This window comes from Caldifermentibacillus hisashii, assembly GCF_039654145.1.
GTDB lineage: Bacteria > Bacillota > Bacilli > Bacillales > Caldibacillaceae > Caldifermentibacillus > Caldifermentibacillus hisashii.
In genome coordinates this window covers 1090001-1114302 of record NZ_CP155467.1, presented here as the reverse complement: position 1 = coordinate 1114302, position 24302 = coordinate 1090001, and the positions used below count along the sequence as shown (strand labels likewise).

Below are 24302 nucleotides of genomic sequence, written 5' to 3'. Positions count from 1 at the left end.
ATAAAATGAGTATTCGCAAGGAGGACCTTCATTTTCTTGTAGATCTGATTGATGATAAAGATACAAAACTTGTGTATGATTTGATTAAAGTTGTGCTTGAAAAAGATAATCAAAAAAAAATTGCCGTGGAAGCTGATAATTCACCTTTAAGTGAAGAGGAAAAAAAGATTTTAAAAGAGGCTGAACACGATATTAAAAACGATGATCTCATTGATTGGGATGATCTCCATGTCTAAATACAAGGTAAAATTAAGGAAACCTGCAGCTAAATATTACGAGAAATTGCCACCGAAATTAAAGAATAAAGTGAAAGATGTGATTAATCAACTTCGGGAAAATCCATATGCTATTCCAAATGTAAAACCATTAGAGGGATCCGAACATGATGATTATCGAATTCGTATTGGATCCCTCCGCTTACTTTATCGGGTACATAATGATACATTGATTATTATTGTTTTAGACCTCGGACCCCGTGGAGATATTTACAAATGATATTTTGCAGTACGTACAGCAGTGACGATCACCTTCTTTAAAATCTCCGTACAGACGAACAATTTCTTCTATTTGCTCATCGGTAATTTCATTTCGTTTATTACCGAGACTTTTCTTCATCTTTTTATAAAAATTGACCGCATTTACTCGGTTCAATATTGGTTCACGCGCATCTTCATTTAAGTGTTTAAATTTTTCGGAACTCGTCAGCACCTCTTCTTTTGTGCTTTCTAGAACACAATCAAACCGGCGCAACACGGCAAGGGGTAGAACAACTTTACCATAATCTTCCGGCTTATATGGTCCTCTTAAGATTTCTGCAATCGACCAGATGAAACTTACTTTATCTTGAAAATGAATCATTTCGATCTCCTCTTAATAAACGGGTACAGACCCCCAATTTTATACTTTTATTACAATTGTACCATTATAACGGAACTTTTTAATAATATTCCACTATATTGGTATCTCCTTTTTTTGGCTTTTTCTCTAGCATTTATGGTAGATGTGAAATAATGACGAATTTGAAGGGACTAATTGGCACACAAATCAAAGCAATTCGAAAAGCAAAGGGGCTTTCTCAACAAGACGTTGCGGATAGAGTGGCAGAAAATACAGGTCAAATGAGTTTTAGCAAATCACGCATTTCTGAAATCGAAACCGGGAAGCAAAACACTACTTTAGAAACTTTAGAAATGATTATCAAGGCTTTAGGAGTCAAACCCGTAGAATTTTTTGATTTCAAAAAAATCATTGAAGAAGATAGGGAAAATGAAATCATGGACAAATCACTGTTGTTGGATTGCCATTATTCCATGTTGAAGGAACGAGAACTAGATGAGGTTAAATATGTAGTAAAAACAACGAAGGAACTTTTTAAAACAATGGATGGAAAAAAGAAGAAAAACTAAAACAGCTACAGTGACCTTGAGTGTCATTGTAGCTGTTTTGACTTAGGATGACTTATGGAGACAAAAAGTTAAAAATAATTTCTAATGGTAGTTAATACCCTTTCTAAATCACTTTCATATAATTTTCCAATTTTAAATAATAATTCTTGATAATGTAATGTATTTAATTTTGAACACCTGACTACAGAAGGCTTGTCTAGGCCAGCTTCCTCCCAATATTCAATAACAACATCAAACTCATTTCGAATCTGCTTGCTAGTAACAGTCGCAATTAAATGATCTAGTTCTGCAGCTACATTGTCACAATAACAACCGGTCTTCTCTTACCATTTAACTCAACGGTCCATATTTCGCCACGTCTCCCAGTTCTAGTCATCGTCAGTACCCCAAAAAATTTCTTCTTTCTCTTTTATAATTTGTTCTCTTGGAGGTCTGTTGTCAAAGTAGCGATCGTATAACTTATTCAATAATTTTATTCGTTCGCTGTTATCCATTTCTATAATTGCTTTTAAAATTTCTTCAGCAGTCATATAAACCACCTCAAATAAATTTCATTCCATGTATATTATACAGTAATTTTTATCATGTTGACAAAAACAACCATTTAAGTCCAGGAATATTTTTCAACTATTCTAGCAAAATTTTATTTTCCATACAGGTTAACTTCCGTAAAGGTTATTCAGTTGGAAAAATTGCTGAAATAATGATACTCACGCTGGATGAGCAAGAGAAATCAGAAGCGATATATAAAAGCATGAATGTTACAACATTTTTCAGTACCTGCTATTTACTAGGATCAGGCACTTTTTAGCCTATAATCCAAGCCCGCTAACCAAATCATTTATAAGATATCCATATAGATTTATGCCCTAAAAAACCAGTCCAATTCCATTTTTGTCATTAAATAACTTACCTGTCCCCAAAATTTTAGGCATTGTCGTAAAAAGAAGACAGGCTAATTATTTTTAAGAATGATGTGTTAAAATTCTTTCATTTATTCTTACATATTGTAATAAATCAGATAAATATTCATATGCAATTCCTCTTTGTAAAATATCATGATAAAACTGATTTTCAAAACTTCTTAAGCAACCGTAGCAGCTTGTATCTTCTGCACACCCACATGTACCTGCCACCTTTATTTTTGCATTTTCCAAGACTCCAATTAATTGTTTAGATATTTTCTTGGCATGACCTGCACCACCGGGAACATCATCATACAAAATGATGGACGTATTAATGAGATCCTCTCCACTTGCCCGATATAATGTTCCGCCAATTTCATTTCGAGCAATGCCAAGTTCCATACTCGCCCCTTCCATGATTGAGTATAAAAGAGACGGCCAAAAGCTCGTTTGGTTATATTTTTTATCAATAAGCGGCAACTTTATTTCAACAACATCCGTAATAAATTCATGACCTAAATGAACATGATATAAATATTTTGTATTTTCACATTTTTTACCTAGTCTTGTCTTATGCTCACTTTTTTGTTTTGTTTTCTTGCTATTACTTTCAAATGTTTTTGGAATAATATAACCACATTTTTTGCAAATTAAGTATCCTCTTCCTCCACCACTATTGACAATGACCATTTTTCCTCTTGAAGAATATTTGACATCTATTTTATGTGGTCCGATTTCAACTTCTTTTTGATATGTCTCTGTTAGTTCTAAGTCTTCATCTACATACGTATCAAATTTTACCCTTGAAGGCATTGGTTTTGCCTTCCTTCGCTCACCCGGATTTCCAGGAGCCTCATCTGCCCTTGTAGAAAATCCAAAAACGGGCTGGACATAATAAAAATAGTTTAAAGGCTCATTACAACATTTTTCCTCCCTATCTTCAAATGGTGTACCTAAGTCAACGTGATATGCGTATAATCGCCCACAATGTTTGCAAATGGCATACTGTTGGACCGGCCAGCCTTTCGTTTTGTTCATATTTAATGCATAGGGCTTCCATACTTTTTTATTGGCTACAATTTCTGAATCTGGAGCAAATTCTGAAATAGCCAATTTTAAATCCCTAGAAATGTTCACTAATTTTGCATTCTCACTATTATGAAGAATATCCAAGTCAACAACATCCACAGGGAATCCATATTTCGGCAATACATTAGCTGAGGACAAAAAGCTTAGCACATTCTTTTGAAGATACGTATTTTGTATTTTTAAAATACTGTCACTCGGTCTTCGTTCACTGTCCAATTTCCTTTTTATTTCTTCCAATTCGTCAATTATTTCCTTTATATTTGCCTCAGCAATGACTAGTGCACCTTCACCATCTTTAACGAGATAATCCACCCATTTCCAATTATCAAGATCGACAAATGCTTGAATACTTTGAGATTTAGGGACAACAAATTTTAATGATTGTAAAATTTCTTCTGGCCGTTCATGTAACACTTCTTTCAATACTTGGACGGCACTTTTTCCACCTTCTCCTGAAATTTTCAGGAAATCATCTACCGTACCAAAATAACTTTCATACTTACGGAAAAACCAGGCAAATACAACAGAAAATATATGCCGCAGTACAATTTTCTCATTGTTTATCTCAATATATGGAGGCTTAATCATTCCTTTAATAATTTTTTCCGGAAATTGATAGTATGTTAAATCATGTGATCTTCTTTTTGCATAGGTAAGGGAAAATGCCGTTGATTCCGTACGTCTTCCGGCACGTCCTGCTCTCTGGATATAATTTGCTGTTTCCGGCGGGACATTTCGCATAAAAACAGCTTCCAATTGTCCAACATCTACCCCCATCTCAAATGTAGTTGAACAGCTTAGTACATTCACTTCGCCCTTTTCAAAACGGTTTTGTAGTCTGGAAGCATATTCACTTGTTAATTGGGCTGTATGTTCTTGGGCAATGAGGGGTAATGGTTTCATCTTTGAATATAATTGTTTATAATATGAAAATCTGTTCATGCCCTCTTCATATTCAACTAAACTTCCTTCACAGCGAAAAGTTGGGCATATTCCCCTTATATTACTTGATACGATGCTTCCACATTTGTCGCAAATGAATAATTTTTCCGGTTTTTTTACTTGCCATTTCTTATAGTTAAGCTTATAAACAGTACCTTCTTTAGCTATTGCAGTTTCAGTAATGTACTCATCTCGAACCCAAAATTTATCAAACAAATTACTTGTTGCCAATTGTTTTAAGAGCCTTCTTGCCTTCTGTTCAACTTCTTCTTTTGAATAGCCTTTTTGCCTATACATTTTTTGGATAAAATCAAGCCTTCTATTAATTGATTTATCTTTTGGTAGCCAGCCAAGAATTTTATTCCCAAGTGAGCTATGCTCAGCCTCTATTTTAAAATAAGTTTCCCGATTTCTTGGAGAAAAGGCCGGATCTGTAATTGCAACTAAGTCGGGTAGTGTTATTGCATTCAATTCTCTTAACGTATTGAATAATACCTTATAAATTTCCCATAACTCATCAATTGTAAAATTTAATTCATTATGAATTCCAACGCTGTTTATATTGAGATTGGACCATTTATTCGGTTTCTCAGGGACAAATGAAATCAATCCTAGTCCTTCAAGACCAATCTGACGTTCTGAGTTCATAAATTCTTTTATCAAGATAGTTTGGATAAGCTTCTGTTTTTCAATATCGTCTAAACCAGGTTCAAAAAGATTTTTTTGTTTTCCATACTTCACAATTGCGTTCGTCAAACTATCAATTCGAATATCATCATACTCTTGGAGCTGATTAATCACTTGGATAATGGAATGCCGCCATAGAACATTGTTATACTTCGCTTGCAAATAGGATGCAAAAAATGCCGCTTCTTGCCGACTGTCTGAGAAAACTAATAATTTTCTACCTAATAAATTCTCATCAATTGACTCACTACTACGAAAGAAATCATCCTCTTCTAAAAGTTGCTTATTTGGTGGTATGCAAGGATATAATGCTCTTGTCAAAACTTCCGTTGCCGGGTCATCCGCTGTTAGAAACTGTTTAACTATATTTGGTGTGTGATTTCCACATTTCAAACATGTATTTACGGTATATTCAGCAATTTTTAATTTTAGTACTTTTATATATTTCTCTTCGGGAAAATTGCAACAATTTGTTTGTCGTTTTTTTCCAGCCTGTTCAATATGACCGCAAGCAGTACACAAAATATATTCATCGGTAGCAATTTCTTTTGCTTTATCGCTTCCAACAACAATTAATTCATCATCATCAACTGAAATTGTATGCATAGCCTCTTCAGGTTTACTCAACATGTAAAATTCCGGTTTACGCCTGTTCATTCCTTCAATATCTACATCAGCATCAGCATGCTCAAGTTTTTCATCTTTTGTCAGACCAACAATATATTCCTGACCGCATCTTTGGCAATTGGCCAGTTCGAAAGTTACAACCACATTTCCATCCGGCAATTTATATGATTTTCTTCTATCTAAAAATAATAATCTCTTTTTATAAAGCGATACATATGCACCTTCTAATGCTTTAACAAACACGTGGTATCTAGCAGGAAGCAATGGCATACTTTCTTGATCTTCTTTTGCCATTGCACATAGATTTACGAGTTGAACAATCGCTTCTAATCTTGCTTGATTGGAAAGATTTTCGTTTACAAAAAACTTTCTAGCTAAATCACTTAATAATTGCGGCTCGCTTTGTAATATCTCTTGTAATTGGATTACATTCAAATCATCTTTTAAAAAACTATATAACGCTATGTTATCTTTCGTTCTCTCTAACCCTGTATATTCTTTACTGCTTCTTTTTACTCCATGAATTTTCCGGTTCGTTAAATCAACCCGCTTTGATTCAATAATATCATCCGGATAAAAGGGTTCATGGAATAAATCGGTTGCAAATTTGGCTACTTCTTTGCGAGCATTTTTTCCACCACCTAATGTCGCGCTGGTCGCAATACAAGTTAAATGATTGTGTTGATAGTGAGATATCCGCTCTTTCAACTTTTGAATCAACATAGAAATTTCTGTTCCTTTTGCTCCGTTATATATATGTGCTTCATCGAGAACGATAAATTTCCAATGCTTGGCATTTTCACCAGAGAAAAATTCATTGTCTTTTGGCCGTAAGAGTAGGTATTCTAACATGGCATAGTTTGTTAACAAAATATGCGGAGGCGTTTTTCTCATTTGTTGTCTTGAAATTAATTCGTTTGGTATTAATTCAACATCAGGGTTGGTCTTATAAAAAAGCTCCTCTGCTTTTTTCTGTTCCTCTTCTGTCTCACCCGTATACCTACCGAAAGTGATATATGGATAATCTTTTAAAATATCCCTTAATCTAGCAATCTGGTCATTAGCAAGGGCGTTCATCGGATAAAGCAATAATGCCCGGACTCCATCCGTTAATGTTCCAGCTTCTTTTTCACGCATTAGTTCATTGAGAATTGGTAATAAAAAGCATTCGGTCTTCCCACTACCCGTTCCTGTTGCCACAATAATATTTCTTCCTTCAACAACCTTTTTAATAGCAGTTTCCTGGTGTATGTGTAACGGCCGTTCAAGAGGAAAATGATTTTTTAAAGCAAAAAATTCTTCGGAAATGACGCCATTAGCGATTAATTCCATTAAATTTTTCCCTTTAATAAAAGGTTGAGTAATTTCTATAAATGGACCTTTAACAAATTTTCCTTCTTCCCCAAGCATTTTTTTTGCCTGATTCATTAAATCTTTATCTTGAAAGAAAAACATTGAACTTAAGTATTCGACATAGTCCTCTTTAATTTTTTTAGTCGTTGTAATTGGATTTAAACCCATGTATATCCCCGCTCCTTTTGCATATATAATTCAATAATAATGGAATCGCGATAGTATAACTTGTTACATTTTTCGATAGTATAGCCTAGTAGTTTTCGAAACTCCTTCGTTTCTGACATTAGGCCGTTGCGAATAAATGAGGCATATAATGCAATTAAACCAATATAGTATCCGATTTCATCAGCTTCTTTTCGTTTCGATAATGCTTGAAACACATCCATAAATTGTTTCTTTAAATGGGTATCGGAACAGATGTTTAATACTTCTACCAATTGTTCTTTCACGTGATTTAAATCTTTTTTTGTTTGTTCCCTCCATTCAACAAGTAATTGAAGCCTGGTCTTGCCAAAAATTTTTGTCTCTTGCACATCTTGTTGATTTTGGAATTCTCGTAAAAAGTCTGCCGTACTCTTTGAAAGGTTTCTTGGAAGCTGTATTGATTGATAAAGATATTGAAAGTATTGCTCAATATAAAGATTTTTCCCTAGATTTTCCTCAGAAAGAAATGAATGGTTTTCTTCACCAAATAAATCTTCTTCTTTTAAAATACGTATATCAGAAATTCCTGCCCAATTTAACCCAAACACTTTATTCTCTGATTGAATTAATTGAATAAATCCATATGCATCCTCATCGACTTTAGCTAGCGTTTGCATCTGTATTTCATTGATTTTTGGTTTACAAGTAAGATTGATACAATAACATTTTTGCAATAATTGTTTTTTATAGTCATTCGAAAACTTACTATCTAAAACATAACGAAATGCTTCATTTTTATTATCAAAAAATAAATCAAACACCGAATCAAAAATTTTTGAAATAACTCGTTTATCCACCCTTTTTGGAGGGAAACGGTTGTGTAAAATATATGCATAAGATAACATATTCATATCTTCCGGCATCTGTACTGAAAGATTTTTAATATCATTCTGTAATTTTAATAACCGTTTACTGGTAACTTTAGCTTTTAAAAACCTCGTTTTCAATATTTCGCTTAGTACTTTTTCCATAGGAGAGGTATCTTCTTCTGTTCTTCCTTTTATAATGCCTTTTTGGAAATTACTCAAAGTACATATGTCTGCTTCAATCTCATCAAAGAATAGGTTTTCTGATTCTTTTTGGATTAAAAACTTATAAATTCCCGGTTTAAGATGATTAATATTTATTTTTAATCTAGTCTTTTTATCATCAACCTTAAAATGATAGGGGGGATGCCAAGGTTTCACAAAGTTTACCATGACAATTTCTCTTCCGGTCTTTGTCCCTTCTTCCTCCCAGTCAATAATCACTTCATTTTCAATTTGTGTAAGTTTGCAATTGCGAATCACCATTTCATTTTGGAAACGGGCTACAATAAAACTTGCCGCTATATCTTCAGCACTATTTATTAATGACACCCAAAGATTGTAGTCCAAATGGGAAGCACCATTATTATTCCGGATTTCAAATAAATAGGGATTTAATGGTATTCTTAAACCTTCCTTATATGCAATTTGAAATTCATTTTCCAAAATTATTTGTAAGTCCGTATCTATTAATTGTAATTTTATCTTTTGAATGTCTTGGAATTGATGAAAACCGAATGCAAATAATAAATATGGGTCAGTGGAATTGGTAAAATCCTCCTTTGTTAATGTATACATTTTGCTTACGTATTCAATAACTTCATTTTCATCTTCAATAATTCCCCATGCAATTGGAAGTATGCTCAATTTTAAAGGCGTTTTAAAAACTTTTCCATTACAATAGTATTTATACTCGCCAATTAAGAAACGATCTTTTTCCCTTGTTTTAAATTTATAGACTATGTTGTCACCATTATTGATTTCATTAATTTTTTCTGCATTATAAACGTCTATTTCAACTTCTTTACTTGTTTGTATTGTTTGTATATTATTTTTATAACCATAAACATTATGTGGCCAATAGTCGTTTTGATTAAATAAAATTTTACTATTGGGAACAAATTCTATGAAAAACTTTTCATTAAAACCGGTTCTATTCCAGATTTTTATTTCATATTGGCCAAAAGCATCTTTTTCAATATATTCATTGAGTAGGATTTCCGAATGTCCGGATTTAACAATTACATTTAATTTCTGAAACACTGTGTTTTCAAATTGATATTTTATAACTAAATGCCAATCTCCATCACTTATTACAGGCACCCTTACTTTAGGTAATTTAGTATAGGTTCTTGAATTTTCTTGATCAAAAAGTGTCTTTCCTCCGATAAGAACAGGCTTATCTTCTGAGTTTACAGGAATATTGAAATGTGTACAACGCAGTACTTGGGTATTTGATAAATCAATACTATATACATTGTAATCAAACCATAGAGGAATTTGCGGAAATTCAAATATCGGTAAATTCCCCTTATCCAGTATTTTACGGTTATTCTTTAATATTAAAATAACGGAATAATTGGGAAGTGTTTGCTTTTTAATTAAATTCCCATTATGTTCAAAGGCGATATAAGAATGATTTACTCCTTGTATATCCCATTTTGAAATAACCTCATCATCAATTTTCAATGTGATCATATATGTGTTGGCCGGCTTCAGTGCATATATCTTTTCTTCAGATACGAAAACCCCATTTCTAATTAAAAAATCAGCTTTTATATAATACGTCGATCCATCCATTGAGATTTCCCAAATAAGGTATGGATCATAACATTCTTTGACAACGATACGAGGTAGTTCACAATAAACCCCAACTCCTTCAAGGTCTATTTTTACTTTAGGTGCGGTAATCTGAACTTTTTTTCTTGCTTGTAAGCTTTTCTTAACTTTCGGTTTTTCTTTCCAATTTGAAATTTGTCCAATCATTCGGATATAGTTTCCCGTATCAATTTCACCATCTTCATCATCCGAATCATATAAAATTAATTTTCGTGTGCTTTGAATAAAATTATATGCGTCTCTCTTGTCAGCTAATTTTAAATATCTTCTAACTGTAACCTCAGCCTTATTTTTAAAATAAGCGAGATAATCATCGACATCAAAATCATCATAAAAAGGATCATTAATCGTATTACTTATCGCCTCAAAATAGCTATCAAGCCCATTAATTGGGATACCTGCGTGACATAGAATGGGAGTTACATATCTAAACCCTTCTTCGCTTTCATTCTCAAATTTGTTTAAGTGGAATTTTTCTAATACATGTGAAAAAATATCATACAGTTCAGTCCGGCTGTATTGTCCCAGTTCTCCAAGATATTTTTCAACTGGCTCCCAAAATTTTCTTTGATCATATTCATAAACAGCACAAAAGACAACAAATACCGCAAAACATTCTTCATACTCACTTTTATTATTAATCTGAAATTTAGTTCCAAAAAATAATTCTTTTAGTTTTGCAGCCAGATAGTGAAAATCGTTTAAAGATAATGGTAAATCCCCTAATAACTGGTGTTTTGGAATTCGCATTGCCAGCTCATGATTCAACATACTTAATGAACTTCCTTCTTTAAATACATTCATTAAACCCCCTCCTGTAATTTCCTTTGTCGACATTTCTATTTGATTTGGTCATATTTTTCCAACATTCTTAAGTGGTTTGGCTATTATTCTTGAATACTATAATCTTCCCTTAATACTTTTTTCATAAACGTATCCTTTGCCTCTTGAATGAGATTGATGACAGTGTCCAAGCTTGTTCCTTCATATATTGGCATACCCATCTTTTTTTCTGGCTTCTTCTTTTGTTAGGATAGTAAGACCTTCCACTTTTGTCACCGGCACATTAAATTCTACTTTAAGACTATTCACTTTATTAACTATTTTTAAGATTCGGTTTGCTCCCCGATAAAACGTAACACCTGTTTTATTGTATTAAGGATGAAAATCATTTCCTAAAGTTCGCATTACCTTTTCCACTAGCTCTTCTCCATAATGATAAAATCTATAGTTTGTCGCATTTCGTTTCATATTTTTTTCCACTTTTCTTCTTTACTATTTATTGGCAATTTTTTCTTTAATTAAAAACTTTTCGTAATTTATTGAAATTCAATCTCCATAATTAAATTTCTGTTAGCTTCTATAAATTTCAACCCATTGTCGTAATCTTTCTTTTAACCGCTTTCGATATTCTTCCGGCTCAAGTATTTCTGCATCCGGACCATACTTCATAATCCACTGGATAAATTCGAGATCGTCATTCAGTGTCACTTCAAAGAGCAGACTGCCATCCGAAAGATCTGTTAGGGTTGGTTTTACATTGAATTCTTCTTCTTTGATGTAGCGTGCGATATTTTTGCTGAATTTCACTTTAAAATTGATTTTTTTCTCACCTCGAATGACAGACCATGTGTACTGTAAATATTTTTCAAGATTGATATTATCTCTCATAAATGATTCGGCTAAAATTTCCACATCAAGAAAGCGGTTTAAACGAAAAGTTCGAATGCCTTTATTTTTATGGCAATAACCGATGACATATAAACGATTGTTTCGAGGGATAAGAAAATATGGATCGAGTTTTCGCTTTGTAGTGGCATTTCTGCTTTGTGTATGATAAACCGCTTCAATGGTATGCATGGATAGAACCGCTTCGGTTATTTTAGAAAGTATTGTATGCTCTTTCAATTCACTATGTAATTTTCCATTTTGAATAACCCTAGAGAAATCCGAAATGACTTTTTTACGTTCAATCTTTTCAGCAGCATGGGTTGCCATTACTTTTTCATAGGCAGAACGGAATACTTTCGTCTGATATTGTTCAGCTAATAATGCGGGAAGTAGGCGAAACGAGTTGTATTCATCTTCATCCCAATTCATCGGATAATGTTTAAAATTACCAATAAATTTATAGCCTTTTCCCCTCCCTTCATTAGAAATCGGAATGTTTGCTGCACTTAATAGTTCAAGATCCCGATAAATAGTCCTTTCCGTCGTTTCACAAACAGCAGCCAATTCCTTTGCCTTAACCCCCGGATGTGACTGGATTAATTGAATGATCCTGAGTAAGCGAATAAGCCGTTCCAAAACTATGCCCCCGATCTGTTTGTGGAATTTTCAAATTTATCATATCATATTAATGTGACAACGTGCTGTCAGAGAACAACTGTTTTTTTGATTTTTTTTGTTTTGTAAAGAATCGTTCATACTTTCATTAAGTTCTATTATCAATTTCAACATTCTTTGTAACCATTGATTGCCAAAAAATCAGCTCGACTTGCCGTAAACTTGGCATAAAGGGGTAAAGGGACCGATCCCTCGACCCAGGGAGCAGGTGCAGGGAACAGACATCGATGAAATTTAAAATTCCACAATTCCCTATGAAAAGTTTAAATGTCTAATTATCTCAACCGAACAGTGCCAGGTCCCTCATCCCATTTTTAGTCAATGTTGTTAAGGTAGGCTGCGGGACCTGTCTATCTATTCATCTTCTCCGGCATCCATGTCGAGAATAAAGTTTCTTGGAATATCCCGTTCCATTCGGGGTTTTTGTTTTGCGCTCTTGTCCAGTCGTTCCCGATATTCCTTTTGTGCGGCACGAACCTCATTGATGGTTTGATAGCCTTTATCAAACCACCGGCGAAGAATTCCTTCTACGTAACTCCAGTTTTTATTCCCGCTTTCGACAGCTATTTTCATCGCTTCTAAAACAAGTTCTTGGGACAAATCCTCACACCACGCTTGTATTTTTTCAAAAAGATACCCACTGATGGTTCCAAACCCGTTTTGTTCGAAAAATGTAAATGGGTTTTGTTCTTCTGCGCGCGCGTGCGTAACTATTACTACGCTTTTTTTCTCTGGGGTAGTCTCTGAAGTAGTCTCTGGTATTGCTTTGGTTATGTTTGTTCGTGCTAGTGCTAAGCTTGCACCCACGTACTGACCAGCTTGCTCACCCGATGTGGTCAAGTTGAATTTATTTTGATACGTGTGATTAGTTAAGTTTGGAACTATGTACTGTCCCGCTTGCTCACCCGATGTGGTCAAGTTGGAATTATTTTGGTCGTTGTGTTTAGTCAATTTGGTCACCGTTTGGTCAGTGTGATTGGTTAAATTGGTGCCAGTTTGATTTGTCGGATTGCCTAAGTTAGCACCATTTTGGTTCGTGGGCTTGCTTAAGTTGGTATCTGATTGGTTTGTCCGTTTGCTTAAGTTGGTATCCGATTGGTTCGTCGGTTTGCTTACATTTGCATTCGTTTGGTCAGGTTGCTTATCGATACTCGGTGCGTTTTGATCCGTCAGATTGTTCTGCGTCGATGCCTTGCCTAAATTGATTCGATTTTGACTGTTCGAAGCGTCCGTGTGTGTGCCGTTATGCTGCTCGGTTGGGTCGCTTGTGTCAGTCCGCTTGCTGCAAAGGTCGGAAAGTTGCGCATCCTCATCCATCAGCGACTCCAAATACTCGTAATTAATCCGATACCATTTGGTTTTGTCCATCTTAAAACGATTATAATTTCCGGAAACGATTAAGCCTTCCCTTTCAAGCTTCCCAATAATTCTCCGGATTGTACTCGTGGACCAAAATGGAAACTGCCTGTGCCAATCCTCGTATGTGTTATATACCCATTGATACCCATCATATGTATGCTTGCTATCTGCCAGCCAGTAGTGAAGTTGTTGGATAAACAGCGCCTGATTCAGTCCAATCTTTTTCGCTAATGTCGGTAGAACTAAAATTGGACTTTCATTGATTAATAGCTTGCTCATTTTCGACTCCCCCTTGTAATTATCCTTTTATTAGTGTTATAGATTCCCTTTTGCAAAATGAACATAAGACTTTTAAAAATTTTTTGATAGGGAGGGTCACGGGGACAGGCATCAATGTAATTTAAAATTCCTCAATTCCCAATGAAAAATTTAAATGACTAATTATCTCCGCCGAATAGTGCCTGTCTTTCAAAACTAATAAATTAACGTATTGAGAGACAGATACCGTTTGGAAAAAGTGTTTAGTGAATCAAAACGTACCGGTGAGCTGCGGACGTCCATGGGAAAATCGAAAAGAGGTGCAACTAAATGATGCACCTCTTAGACATTATATTTTTACTTCAAATACAGATTATGCTTTTAACAGACTTAGTAATAGTGATAAAGATAATTTTGTAGATTTTTCCTCTTACGTAGGTTCGGTTCATAAAGAAGTAGCTTTTGTACGTTAACGTAAGAAAAGCGCAGAGCGCCCGCTTTGCGACGAGCTGAACATCCGCTTCCTCGAATAGGCTATGGCGCATGAGCACATTAAAGGGGAGTTAGTTTCTCAGTCGCTGGCGCTCGGAGCTAGACAATAAAACTAATTCCAAGTTATTTACTTGTATTTTTATACTTTCTTATCTTTTAAAAAAGCAAACGGAAACCCACAAGCCTCTTTTCTGTTTGCCCATTATATTAGAAAAATAGAAAACCAATGGAAATCGGGATAAAGCTATAAAGCAAAATCATGACACAAAAACCCATGATATCCCGAATATGAAGCCCCGCAATTGCTAAGGCAGGCAATGCCCAAAACGGCTGAATCATATTTGTCCAAGCATCTCCCCAAGCAACACCCATTGCTGTTTTGGCAACATCAGCATTAATCGCCATTGCAGCATCAATCATAATTGGACCCTGTACGGCCCATTGTCCACCTCCTGAAGGGACAAAAACATTAATGATACCACCACTTACAAAAGAAATGAAAGGCAACGTATGTTCATTGGCTAAGGAGACAAACCATAAAGCAATTTGTTCAGATAGGCCGGATAACGTCACCATTCCCATGATCCCAGCATATAGCGGAAATTGAATGATAATCCCACCCGCATTTTTAACACCATTTGATACGGTATTTAGGAATTGCCTAGGTGTGTTGTGAAGCAAAATTCCTAAAAATAGGAAGATAAAGTTGACAATATTAATATTTAAATCAAAACCCTTCGTTGCAAAGTGATAGAAAATATAGGCCAGCCCCATTACGCCAATTAATAACGATATAATCCTACTATTTTCAAGCTTTTCGGCAGGTGTTCCAGGAGCTTTTTGGACAGGTTCGACTTCATCATCAGGCACGGTCCATTTTGAACGATCTTGATTAAGCGAGTCAGCATTTTTCATCAGGAACCGATTAAATATCGGCAATGTCAAAACCAAAGCTGCAACAATAAAAAGATTTGATGGACTAAATAATGTTTCATTTACCGGGATCGTTCCCATTTCCTTTTCCAAAAAATGACCCGGTGTTGCAATCGATAACGGAATGGAGCCGGACAATCCTCCATGCCAAACGAGAAATCCGCTGTATGCTCCAGCTACTAAAATACGAAAATCTGCAGAAGGTACTTGCTTAGCCACATGGATTGCAAACAATGCACCAACGACCAGTCCAAATCCATAGTTGATTAAACATGCGATTGCAGAAACAAAAGTCACAAGCATAATCGCATGAGTGGGTGTTTTTGCTAGTTTACTCAATCCGGCAAGGAAATTCTTGATCGCCGGCGCATTGGCTAAAATATAACCGGTTACAACTACCAAGGCCATCTGCATGGTAAAGGCAAGCAAATCCCAAAATCCGGTTCCCCAATGATTAATCATGTCAACCGGACCACTATCGGTAAAAATGATGCCGATTACAAAAACAAGAAAGGTAAGGATAATAGCAAAAAGAAAGGCATCCGGAAGATAACGCTGCACCAGCCGGTCAAAAAATCCCGTTAACGCTTTCAAATATATCACCCCTTTTTTAGTAAATATAAAAAACCATTAAAACTATTAAGCTTACTGAAGCCTTACTATGACACTATGCGTTCATTTAATAAAATATTCCGTAATGAGTATTTCAGAAAATGATTACAAAAGTTTTGAAAGCGCTTTATAATTTCAAGTAAGAAGATCCGGGGCGAAAAAAGTCTGATAGTGTCATAAATAGTCCATAGACTTAACCTAGGTCTATCACCTGCTATATTTAAAGAGCACCTCTCACTATATTAGTCAATTGTTTATTCCATTTTACCGGAAGATATCGCCTATGGTGCCGTATATCTGGCTTCTGATGAATCACGCTTTGTAACCGGTGCCGATTTGTCATTGACGGTGGTCAAATTGCGAAATAGAGGACAGATTCCTTGACCGAATATAACCTAATAATAGTGCCTGATCCTCAATGTTTACGTATGAACATATTGAGGGGGCAGGCACTGATTTTCTGTGAAATCCATGGGGACAGAACCCTTGCCCCAGTTCTTTCCCATTGATTCTGGATCGCAATACCTTGTCCCTCTGGCAAGAAGGCATTACCGCCCCTCTGTCATTTTTTCCAATAAACCGCCATCACCAAACATACTAAACACTTGGATTTTTCCTTCGTCATTTACATTGATTTGGCCTGTTACTTCTGCAGTATTTTGTTGATCACTGCCAGTTTTTTGATAGCTAACTGTGACCGTAAAATCATAATAATTTCCTTCCATTTCTAATTTTTCTATCTTCAAATCGTTCACTTTAAGCACATACCCGTACCAATCTGCTTGCATGAGAAATGTCAAACCGCTCGTATTTATATAATCTGTTAATCCTTCTTCTGTAAAATACGGTTTAAAATATTTGTCTGTATATTGCCTCAATGGATCCGGGGTGGATGTGATAATTCCGGAATTGACTCCCTCCCCTGTTTTGGGTACTGCATTTTCCAAAGCATCCATTACCTTTGAGAATTCCTTACTTGGTCCCGTGAGCATTTGGTTTAAGACCGTTTCAATCGTTTTTATATTTTTATCGGTCGGAGATGCTTGTTGCAGTCCGCCGGAATTCAGTGCAAGGAATAATAGCCACCCTGCCAATCCGATGAAAAGTAGTGCCGCTGAAAGTTTTGGGACTAAGTACATTTTTTGTTTCTTGTGCACTTTCGTCAAAAATTTCGTTTTATCCTCTTCCCGAACTAAAGGTTCTATTCCAATGATTTCATCCATGGCCATTTTTAATTGCTCATTCGAATTCTTCAAAAACATCGCCCCCTAACTGTTCCTGTATTTTTTTCTTCCCACGCATAATTCTTGTCCGGACCGTGGATTCCGGTATTCCTACAGCCTCACTAATTTCTTTAATGGTAAAATCTTGGTAAAACCGCAAAACGAATATTTCCCGATATTTGATAGGCAGGGAAAAAATACATTGAGCAAGTTGCTGATAATATTCTTTTTTCAGAACCTGGGTTTCTGCGGATTGTGAGGTTTTTATCAAATCAGATTTTATGCCCGGCGAAAATATACGGTTGATGGGCGAACGTAAATAATCTTTACATGTATTAATGGCAATCCGATAAAGCCATGTTTTCAAGGAGGATTTCCCTTGAAACTGTCCAATATTTTGATAAACTTTTAGCAAAAAGTCTTGAAAAAGATCATCAGTTTGGGCGTAATTTTTTACATACGTGAAAATCAGTCGCTTAATTCCCTCTCCGTAGTAATCAATAATGTAAACGATGGCTTCTTCATCCGTTCCGCGAAAAATAAAGTCCTCTACTCGGCGTTCCACTCCTTCTTATCCTTTCTGTATTTTTTCATTAGACGATTGATATATGGAAAAAGTCCCGTTTTTATAAAATTATATTTGGAAATATAAAGAAAACTCGGCGACTGGCGAGCCTTAAGGCGATGGCAGAGCCGTAGTTGCACTTATGCGTTAGGAAAGTAGAAATTGAAAAATTTCCACTTTCCTATTAGCTAAAAAAAGCCCACGGAGTATTTTTACGCGGGCTTTCTTTTAGTATTCACATACCGAACAGTTTCAAGCACTGTTCGGTTCTGAGACAAGGTACCTGTCCCTATGACTCTTTTTTAAATTGAATAAAGTAATTTAACGAATCCGGATTTGCCAATGATCCTTTGTTCACTGCCTTTTCCACAGGTACACCCATCAAAATTTTTTTAATGGGCACTTCTAGCTTCTTGCCATTCAACGTTTTCGGAACTTCATTCACAGAATAAATTTCATCCGGCACATGCCTAGGTGAGCAGTTTTGACGAATCGTTTGATTGATTCGTGCTTTCAGTTCGTTTGAAAGTTCAATCCCGGGCTTTAACACGATAAATAGCGGCATATAAGAACGCTCCTCATCCAACGGGATATCCACGATTAAACTATCATCTACTTCGGGAATACTTTCAAGCGCACTGTAAATTTCACTTGTCCCCATTCGAATGCCACCACGGTTAATCGTTGCATCGGACCGTCCATAGATGATGCAGCTTCCCCTATGTGTAAATTTCACAAAATCACCATGCCGCCAAACATCCGGAAAAACATCAAAGTAACTTTCTTTATAACGTTTACCGTCCACATCATTCCAAAAATAAATTGGCATAGAGGGCATCGGTTTCTTAATCACAAGCTCACCGATTTCTTCAATGACTTCTTCTTCATTGTCATTAAGCGCTTTCAAATCTGCTCCTAATGCACGCGCTTGCAATTCTCCTGAATAAACCGGAAGCAATGGACATGGTCCTAGAAAAGCTGAGCAAACATCTGTACCGCCACTTGTCGAAAACAGCCATACATCTTCTTTAACATGTTCATACACCCATTCAAATCCTTTTTCAGGAAGTGGAGAACCGGTTGAACCAATGCTCTTTAAATGGGATAAATCAAATTGTTCCTTTGGTTTCACGCCTGCTTTTACACAAGCCATAATAAAACTGGCACTTGTCCCGAATGTGGTGATTTTGGCTGATTCTGCAAACTTCCACAATGTTTCATAATTAGGATAGCCGGGATTCCCATCATATAAAACAACGGATGCACCGGTAAGCAACCCTCCAACAACCACATTCCACATCATCCAGCCAGTCGTTGTATACCAAAAAAACCGGTCACCCTTTTTTAAATCCGATTGCAGCATCAGGAATTTCAAGTGTTCTATTAATATACCGCCTTGACTTTGCACAATCCCTTTTGGCTTTCCGGTCGTTCCTGATGAATATAAAATCCATAAAGGATGGTCAAAAGGAACCTGTTTAAAAGTTAACTGAGCCCGAGCATTTTCTTTTAAAATCTTATCCCATTGGATTGCATTCTTTAACCCGGACATATCCGGCTGATTTTTAAGATAAGGAATTATTATCGTTTCATTCAGTGTCGGCAACTCCGCTTGAATTTGTTTGACCAGTTCAAGCCTATCGTATTCCTTTCCGCCATATTTATATCCATCGACCGTAATCAATACCTTTGGCTCAATCTGCTTAAACCGATCGATCACACTTTTCATACCAAACTCCGGTGCACAGCTTGACCAAACGGCACCGATGCTGGCACATGCTAAAAATGCCGATAATGTTTCATGAATATTCGGTGTGTAGGCCACGACTCGATCCCCGGGCTTAATGCCAATCGACTTTAAATGTTGTGCGATGGAAGCAGTAGTTTTTTTCAGTTCTGCCCAAGTTAATTCCCCTAAAGGACGTGTTTCGGATTCATAGATGACAGCCACATTTTCAGGGTCTTCATTGCGAAAAACATGCTCGGCATAATTTAATGATGACCCCAAAAACCATTTTACATCCGGCATTTTCCCACCTGATATAACCTCATCATAGGGCTTAGATGACTTTATTTTGAAAAAGTCCCAAATGGCCGACCAAAACCCTTCGATATCAGTTACGGACCAATTCCACAATTCATGATACTCTTCAAATTTTAACCCCCTTGTTTTCCCCAACCATATCATGAATTCCCTCATGTTCGAATTGTCTTTAAATTCCGGTGAGGGTACCCAAAGCAATTTTTCATTCGTCTTTTCAATCTTCATTTTATCCCTCCCAAAAACTCCCCTTATAAATAATCATTTTAAAAAATTTCATTACAAAATATTACTACATTAGCAGTAATTTTATGTTTATATTACAATGAACAATAAAAACAGTAAATAATTTTCATACATTTAAAATGTTACTTTATATCAAATTAATCACGTTAAAGCTTTACTATTTTGGTTGAATGGCTTCCTTATAAAGAGATTTATATTTTCGTAACGTAGAAGCAGTGACTTGAGGCTGCCCTTCCCTATTTATTTTCCTCGTTGAAGCAATCTTGGTGGCATATAAATTGTTTGAATTTTGGAGAAATAAGACCATTTTACCAGCAGGATTTGATCCTACGTGATGATTTTTGCTCCTTCTTCAATATTATTTGGTACAATTAGCATCGTTTTGATGAAGATGGTAAACAAATTTTAAGCGGCAAAGGAGGACTGACCGAGATTTAGGCCAACGGGTATATCATTTGAAACACGCCCAACTTCTAGGATTGCAGATAACAGATAAACAAATGACAATTACCGACAAAAAATTGTACTTAATAATCGACATGATTGTCCTAATATTGTATAATTTTTAATATAGTGTAGAAATTAGAGGAGCAACATTATGCAAAAAAAAACACTAAAAGTCTCGTTGTTATATGAAGAAAGACGAGCAACGATTTGGTTTTTATATATATTCTATGTTTTATATTTTTCATATGATTTAGTATATTTCTATTTTTTACCGAAATTACCATGGTTCACCCATCTACCATTTAATGTATTAAATTACTTTATGTACTTAATATTAACTATTCTGCTCCCAATCTCTATTATCTTGTTAAAAAGAAATAAACCTGGTTATATAAAGTATATCTACTTTTTCAATTATACAATTATAGGCGGAATCATAGATATTATATATTACAATTGGAATAACTTGCCGTATACTTCAGGAAATATAGTTGAAATCGTTATTATTATTTTTTCGCCTATATTTATTAATAAAAAATATTTTTACATAATTTTTACCGGTACAATTGCTAAACTATTAATCACTGGAATAATTTTGAAAGACTCTATTGTTTCTATACCATCTATTCTAGTATTTATTCTGGGGATTATTTCCTTTATTATTCTCCACCGTTTTTTAAGTTATGTGGAAGCAGTAAAAACTGGCTATAACCAACAATTAGATGGCATTGTTAAGGGAATTATTACCACTTTAGAACTGAAAGATCCGTATACTCGGGGACATAGCGAAAGAGTTGCGGAATATGCACAAATTCTCGCTAAAGAATCCAATCAATTCAATGATGACGAATTAAAATCATTTTACTATGCCTGTTTATTACATGATATCGGCAAGGTTAATATTCCTGATACAATATTGACAAAACCGGGCAAACTTACGAAAGAAGAATTCGAATTAATCAAAACCCATCCCATCGTCGGTGCTAAAGCTGTGGAGGATGTGGAGGGGATTGCTGATTTTATGGATGTAATATTACATCATCACGAGCGTTGGGACGGTAAAGGGTATCCTATTGGTTTAAAAGGAGACACCATTTCACTTGCCGCAAGAATTACTGCGATTGCAGACGCTTTTGATGCAATGACTTCTTCAAGGTCTTATCGCTCTGCCTTACCGCTTCAAGTAGCCTATAATCGAGTATTAGAAGGAAAAGGCACTCAATTTGATCCGCAATTGGTAGAGCTTTTTATTAAAGTTTATCCATCATGGATAAAAGTCTATGATTCTTATAATTATAAAAACAACATAAAAGGAGGTGTTATAAATGAAAATCCGCAAACTTAAAAAAGTTAAAACAACATGTTGGTGGTGTTCTCATATTCCATGGCCCCTACGTTAATTTTCTATGGGTGTTGGCCATCTTTGTCCAGCACCCATAGAAAATCGCTATTTTTAAACAAAATCCAATTGAAAAAACTCGGTGGTGAAATCATGAACTTAACCTTGAACACTATATTGAAATTATATCCAGTATCAATAAAAAAAGATAAAAAAAACTATATTATCGAGGATACTATTTCAGGGGACTTCTATGAAATGCCTAAAATTTGTGTGGATGCCATCGAGTTTATTAACCAAAAATGGACACTTGGCCAAATTGAAGCTGAGCTGAAACGGTTATATCCGGATGAAGAAGTTGATGTAATTAATTTTGCCAAACAATTGATTGACTTTGGACTTGTCAAAGAAATCGACGGAATTGAACTTAAAGTAGAAAAATCAAATTTATTAATGTCCGGTTTTTCATGGATTTCTCCCCGCTTTAGCCGGCTGTTTTTTCATAAACATTCCAATATGATATTTATTTGCCTCATCATGATAAACCTACTGCTTTTTCTAACTAACACGGAGCTTATACCTTATTATGAAGATTTATTTTTGTTTGATTCACTTATCTTTAATATGGTTACATTTTCTTTTATTTCGCTTGTCATGCTTGTTATCCATGAATTTGGTCATGTACTAGCGGCGCGTTCGTTTAATTTGCCCGCAAAACTCGGTGTTGGCCATCGGTTCTTTTTGGTTGTTTTCGAAACTGACTTAACATATGCATGGAGACTTTCCCCTAAAGAGCGAAATACTTTATATATAGCTGGATTGTACTTTGAACAGTTTATTCTGTTTATTGTACTCTTAATCAAGCTTTTTATTACTGTTCGGGATCCTATTTTATCAGGGATTCTTAACTTTATTATTCTTGACTTGTTCTATAAAGCGATTTATCAATGTTGTTTTTTTATGAAAACCGATATCTACTATATTTTTGAAAACTCCTCGGGTTGTTATAATCTTCTGGAAAACAGCAAGACCTATTTAAGGCAGCTATTTTCAACTAGTAGAGATAAAGGACAGGAACTATTCGAAAATGAAACAAGGATCGTGAAAGTTTACAGCATCTTCTATATTATTGGTGGTATGCTCATGATAACTTTACTCATTTTCTATATCATCCCGCAAATGTATACGTTTCTAAAACAGGCGATTATGAATCTCGTTAATCCGGTAGATCCGACGAATATCATTGATTCTGTCCTTTTCCTTGGATTATTTTTCATTACATCAAGTCTTTTACTCTACTCTTTGATAAAGGAAAATCGGCGAATACCGAGCTCTTAGGAAAGAGCAATCCCGTAGTTGCCTTAAATCGTAAAATTTCACACTACATAAGATTTGCATCTTTGTTGGAAATGTATTACCAGAAACACCAACATCCAGAAAATTTAAGCTAATAAAATGAAACATATACACTGATTGTATGTGCACAAATCGGACCTTTTACGAGCAGTTTAATCTCCCACCATCTTCTTAATTAACTCGAATTTTTGAGGTGGGAGTCTTGACATGCCGTTAACTGTGGGATAACCAAATGAATTTGCCTGTTCCCCAGTGCGCTAACGTATAAATATGAATTTTTTGATGGCAGACACTTGACCTCTGTGCAACGAATTAGCTTTTCCCATTCATTTTTTCATGAGTGATAGTTCATCTTCCGTCACCCATTGATAATTTTTCACTTCACTACCTGTTTTGGTATTGAAAAAATTCACCATATAAACAGTTGTTGGTTTTGCCGATTCAATTGTTGCTCCTGCCCCATCCATTCCTTCCGCATGATCAACATGTAATAAAACATGATCACCAGGTTCAAATGGGGCGATCCCAGCATTACCGATTTCTTCATGGATCACCCATTTATAATGTTTCACAGGATCACCTACCGTTTTCGGAATATATGTGACTTTGTATGCCGTTGTTTTATACGCTCCTACTATCGTTGCTGTTGCTCCTTCCATTCCTGCCATATGATTAGCATTTATAATAACTTGACTGCCAACAGGATAAGTCGGAGTTTCATCAGCCCTTAAGTATTTAGGAACTTCTGATGAACTCGAAACATTCATATATACATTAGCATCATTTTCTTCTGCTATCCCTTCATTTTCTGCACAACCTGATAAAATTAGAACGATAATTAACATATTAACTCCAAAGAATTTCATACACCCCATCCTCTCTTTACTGAATACAGCCATTCAGTTTAGTTATTCCCCCTCTTGGCATAATTCTTTCACAATAAGATGCTTTACTCGATTTACTATTGATATTTCATTACCGTTAAATGTCAAAAATACAGGTAGAAATATTGATTCTGATATGTTTACAGTATGAGCAAATTTTTTTGGGCAAAAATTTTAGCCTCTTCATTAGTGAGCGATTTTTCGATCACTATTTGTCAGTTTAAGTAAATTCAGTTATAATATAGATAATAAATAGCATATATTAAAAAAGACCGTGGGTGCTGGTAACACTCACGGTCGAAGCAATCGTTGGTCCCTACAAGAAGGGTATCAGCGTAAT

General features: G+C 35.4%; 17 protein-coding genes. 5 read left to right on the top strand and 12 right to left on the bottom strand.

All coding sequences use genetic code 11. From position 1 onward, the window contains the following. The first annotated feature begins 5 nt into the window (after positions 1-5). The gene (locus NSQ14_RS05215) at positions 6-236 is read left to right on the top strand and encodes a hypothetical protein (RefSeq protein ID WP_041846975.1); all 231 of its coding nucleotides are present in this window, start codon (positions 6-8) and stop codon (positions 234-236) included. Then, the gene (locus NSQ14_RS05210) at positions 229-495 is read left to right on the top strand and encodes a type II toxin-antitoxin system RelE family toxin (RefSeq protein ID WP_176458886.1); all 267 of its coding nucleotides are present in this window, start codon (positions 229-231) and stop codon (positions 493-495) included. Before NSQ14_RS05215 ends, NSQ14_RS05210 begins: the two co-directional genes overlap by 8 nt. Here NSQ14_RS05210 and NSQ14_RS05205 read toward each other — a convergent pair. Beyond that, positions 460-858, bottom strand: coding sequence for a type I restriction-modification system subunit M N-terminal domain-containing protein (locus tag NSQ14_RS05205; RefSeq protein ID WP_255601893.1), 399 nt, complete (start codon positions 856-858; stop codon positions 460-462). The genes NSQ14_RS05210 and NSQ14_RS05205 overlap by 36 nt on opposite strands. Positions 859-1010: 152 nt before the next feature. Between NSQ14_RS05205 and NSQ14_RS05200 the strand changes: the two genes are divergently transcribed. After that, the gene (locus NSQ14_RS05200) at positions 1011-1406 is read left to right on the top strand and encodes a helix-turn-helix domain-containing protein (protein ID WP_034768763.1); all 396 of its coding nucleotides are present in this window, start codon (positions 1011-1013) and stop codon (positions 1404-1406) included. A 68-nt stretch (positions 1407-1474) separates the two neighbouring features. On the opposite strand, the gene NSQ14_RS05195 is transcribed toward NSQ14_RS05200, so the two are convergent. From NSQ14_RS05195 to NSQ14_RS05150, 10 genes are all read right to left on the bottom strand, one after another. After that, the gene (locus NSQ14_RS05195) at positions 1475-1630 is read right to left on the bottom strand and encodes a hypothetical protein (RefSeq protein WP_346208519.1); all 156 of its coding nucleotides are present in this window, start codon (positions 1628-1630) and stop codon (positions 1475-1477) included. Positions 1631-1774: 144 nt separating this feature from the next. Further along, positions 1775-1936: a hypothetical protein gene (locus tag NSQ14_RS05190; RefSeq protein ID WP_197057076.1), complete on the bottom strand. Its 162-nt coding sequence runs from the start codon at positions 1934-1936 to the stop codon at positions 1775-1777. 435 nt (positions 1937-2371) lie between these two features. Further along, the gene (locus NSQ14_RS05185; protein WP_346216960.1) at positions 2372-7177 is read right to left on the bottom strand and encodes a DEAD/DEAH box helicase; all 4806 of its coding nucleotides are present in this window, start codon (positions 7175-7177) and stop codon (positions 2372-2374) included. After that, positions 7168-10665 (bottom strand): hypothetical protein, encoded by a 3498-nt coding sequence (locus tag NSQ14_RS05180; protein ID WP_095142607.1) that lies wholly within the window; start codon positions 10663-10665, stop codon positions 7168-7170. The genes NSQ14_RS05185 and NSQ14_RS05180 overlap by 10 nt, the downstream gene beginning before the upstream one ends. Before the next feature lie 549 nt (positions 10666-11214). Further along, complete coding sequence (locus NSQ14_RS05175; protein ID WP_251246747.1) at positions 11215-12168, bottom strand: helix-turn-helix transcriptional regulator; 954 nt, start codon at positions 12166-12168, stop codon at positions 11215-11217. A 393-nt stretch (positions 12169-12561) separates the two neighbouring features. After that, positions 12562-13845, bottom strand: coding sequence for a DnaD domain protein (locus tag NSQ14_RS05170; protein ID WP_346208317.1), 1284 nt, complete (start codon positions 13843-13845; stop codon positions 12562-12564). A 678-nt stretch (positions 13846-14523) separates the two neighbouring features. After that, complete coding sequence (locus NSQ14_RS05165) at positions 14524-15843, bottom strand: short-chain fatty acid transporter (protein ID WP_346208316.1); 1320 nt, start codon at positions 15841-15843, stop codon at positions 14524-14526. Between the two features lie 566 nt (positions 15844-16409). Then, positions 16410-17117, bottom strand: coding sequence for a hypothetical protein (locus NSQ14_RS05160; protein ID WP_227092336.1), 708 nt, complete (start codon positions 17115-17117; stop codon positions 16410-16412). Next, positions 17101-17649, bottom strand: a complete 549-nt coding sequence (locus tag NSQ14_RS05155) for an RNA polymerase sigma factor (protein ID WP_227092335.1) — start codon at positions 17647-17649, stop codon at positions 17101-17103. The genes NSQ14_RS05160 and NSQ14_RS05155 overlap by 17 nt, the downstream gene beginning before the upstream one ends. A gap of 289 nt (positions 17650-17938) precedes the next feature. Then, positions 17939-19918 (bottom strand): acetoacetate--CoA ligase, encoded by a 1980-nt coding sequence (locus NSQ14_RS05150; RefSeq protein ID WP_227092334.1) that lies wholly within the window; start codon positions 19916-19918, stop codon positions 17939-17941. 616 nt (positions 19919-20534) lie between these two features. On the opposite strand from NSQ14_RS05150, the gene NSQ14_RS05145 reads away from it, so the two are divergent. Next, positions 20535-21728, top strand: a complete 1194-nt coding sequence (locus tag NSQ14_RS05145) for an HD-GYP domain-containing protein (RefSeq protein WP_227092333.1) — start codon at positions 20535-20537, stop codon at positions 21726-21728. Between the two features lie 252 nt (positions 21729-21980). Further along, positions 21981-23060 (top strand): peptidase, encoded by a 1080-nt coding sequence (locus NSQ14_RS05140; RefSeq protein ID WP_270578623.1) that lies wholly within the window; start codon positions 21981-21983, stop codon positions 23058-23060. Positions 23061-23404: 344 nt separating this feature from the next. Here the strand turns inward: NSQ14_RS05140 and NSQ14_RS05135 are convergent, their stop codons facing one another. Continuing rightward, a complete protein-coding gene (locus tag NSQ14_RS05135) occupies positions 23405-23944 on the bottom strand; it encodes a YdhK family protein (RefSeq protein WP_346216959.1) in 540 nt (179 codons plus the stop codon). Positions 23945-24302 lie beyond the last annotated feature (358 nt).

Bases quoted from the DNA above. Each gene is read 5' to 3' on its own strand.
- NSQ14_RS05135 (WP_346216959.1), bottom strand. From the start codon at position 23,944: ATGAAATTCTTTGGAGTTAATATGTTAATTATCGTTCTAATTTTATCA.
- NSQ14_RS05145 (WP_227092333.1), top strand. From the start codon at position 20,535: ATGCAAAAAAAAACACTAAAAGTCTCGTTGTTATATGAAGAAAGACGA.
- NSQ14_RS05170 (WP_346208317.1), bottom strand. From the start codon at position 13,845: ATGAGCAAGCTATTAATCAATGAAAGTCCAATTTTAGTTCTACCGACA.
- NSQ14_RS05150 (WP_227092334.1), bottom strand. From the start codon at position 19,918: ATGAAGATTGAAAAGACGAATGAAAAATTGCTTTGGGTACCCTCACCG.
- NSQ14_RS05185 (WP_346216960.1), bottom strand. From the start codon at position 7,177: ATGGGTTTAAATCCAATTACAACGACTAAAAAAATTAAAGAGGACTAT.
- NSQ14_RS05180 (WP_095142607.1), bottom strand. From the start codon at position 10,665: ATGAATGTATTTAAAGAAGGAAGTTCATTAAGTATGTTGAATCATGAG.
- NSQ14_RS05140 (WP_270578623.1), top strand. From the start codon at position 21,981: ATGCCTAAAATTTGTGTGGATGCCATCGAGTTTATTAACCAAAAATGG.
- NSQ14_RS05200 (WP_034768763.1), top strand. From the start codon at position 1,011: ATGACGAATTTGAAGGGACTAATTGGCACACAAATCAAAGCAATTCGA.
- NSQ14_RS05210 (WP_176458886.1), top strand. From the start codon at position 229: ATGTCTAAATACAAGGTAAAATTAAGGAAACCTGCAGCTAAATATTAC.
- NSQ14_RS05190 (WP_197057076.1), bottom strand. From the start codon at position 1,936: ATGACTGCTGAAGAAATTTTAAAAGCAATTATAGAAATGGATAACAGC.
- NSQ14_RS05205 (WP_255601893.1), bottom strand. From the start codon at position 858: ATGATTCATTTTCAAGATAAAGTAAGTTTCATCTGGTCGATTGCAGAA.
- NSQ14_RS05215 (WP_041846975.1), top strand. From the start codon at position 6: ATGAGTATTCGCAAGGAGGACCTTCATTTTCTTGTAGATCTGATTGAT.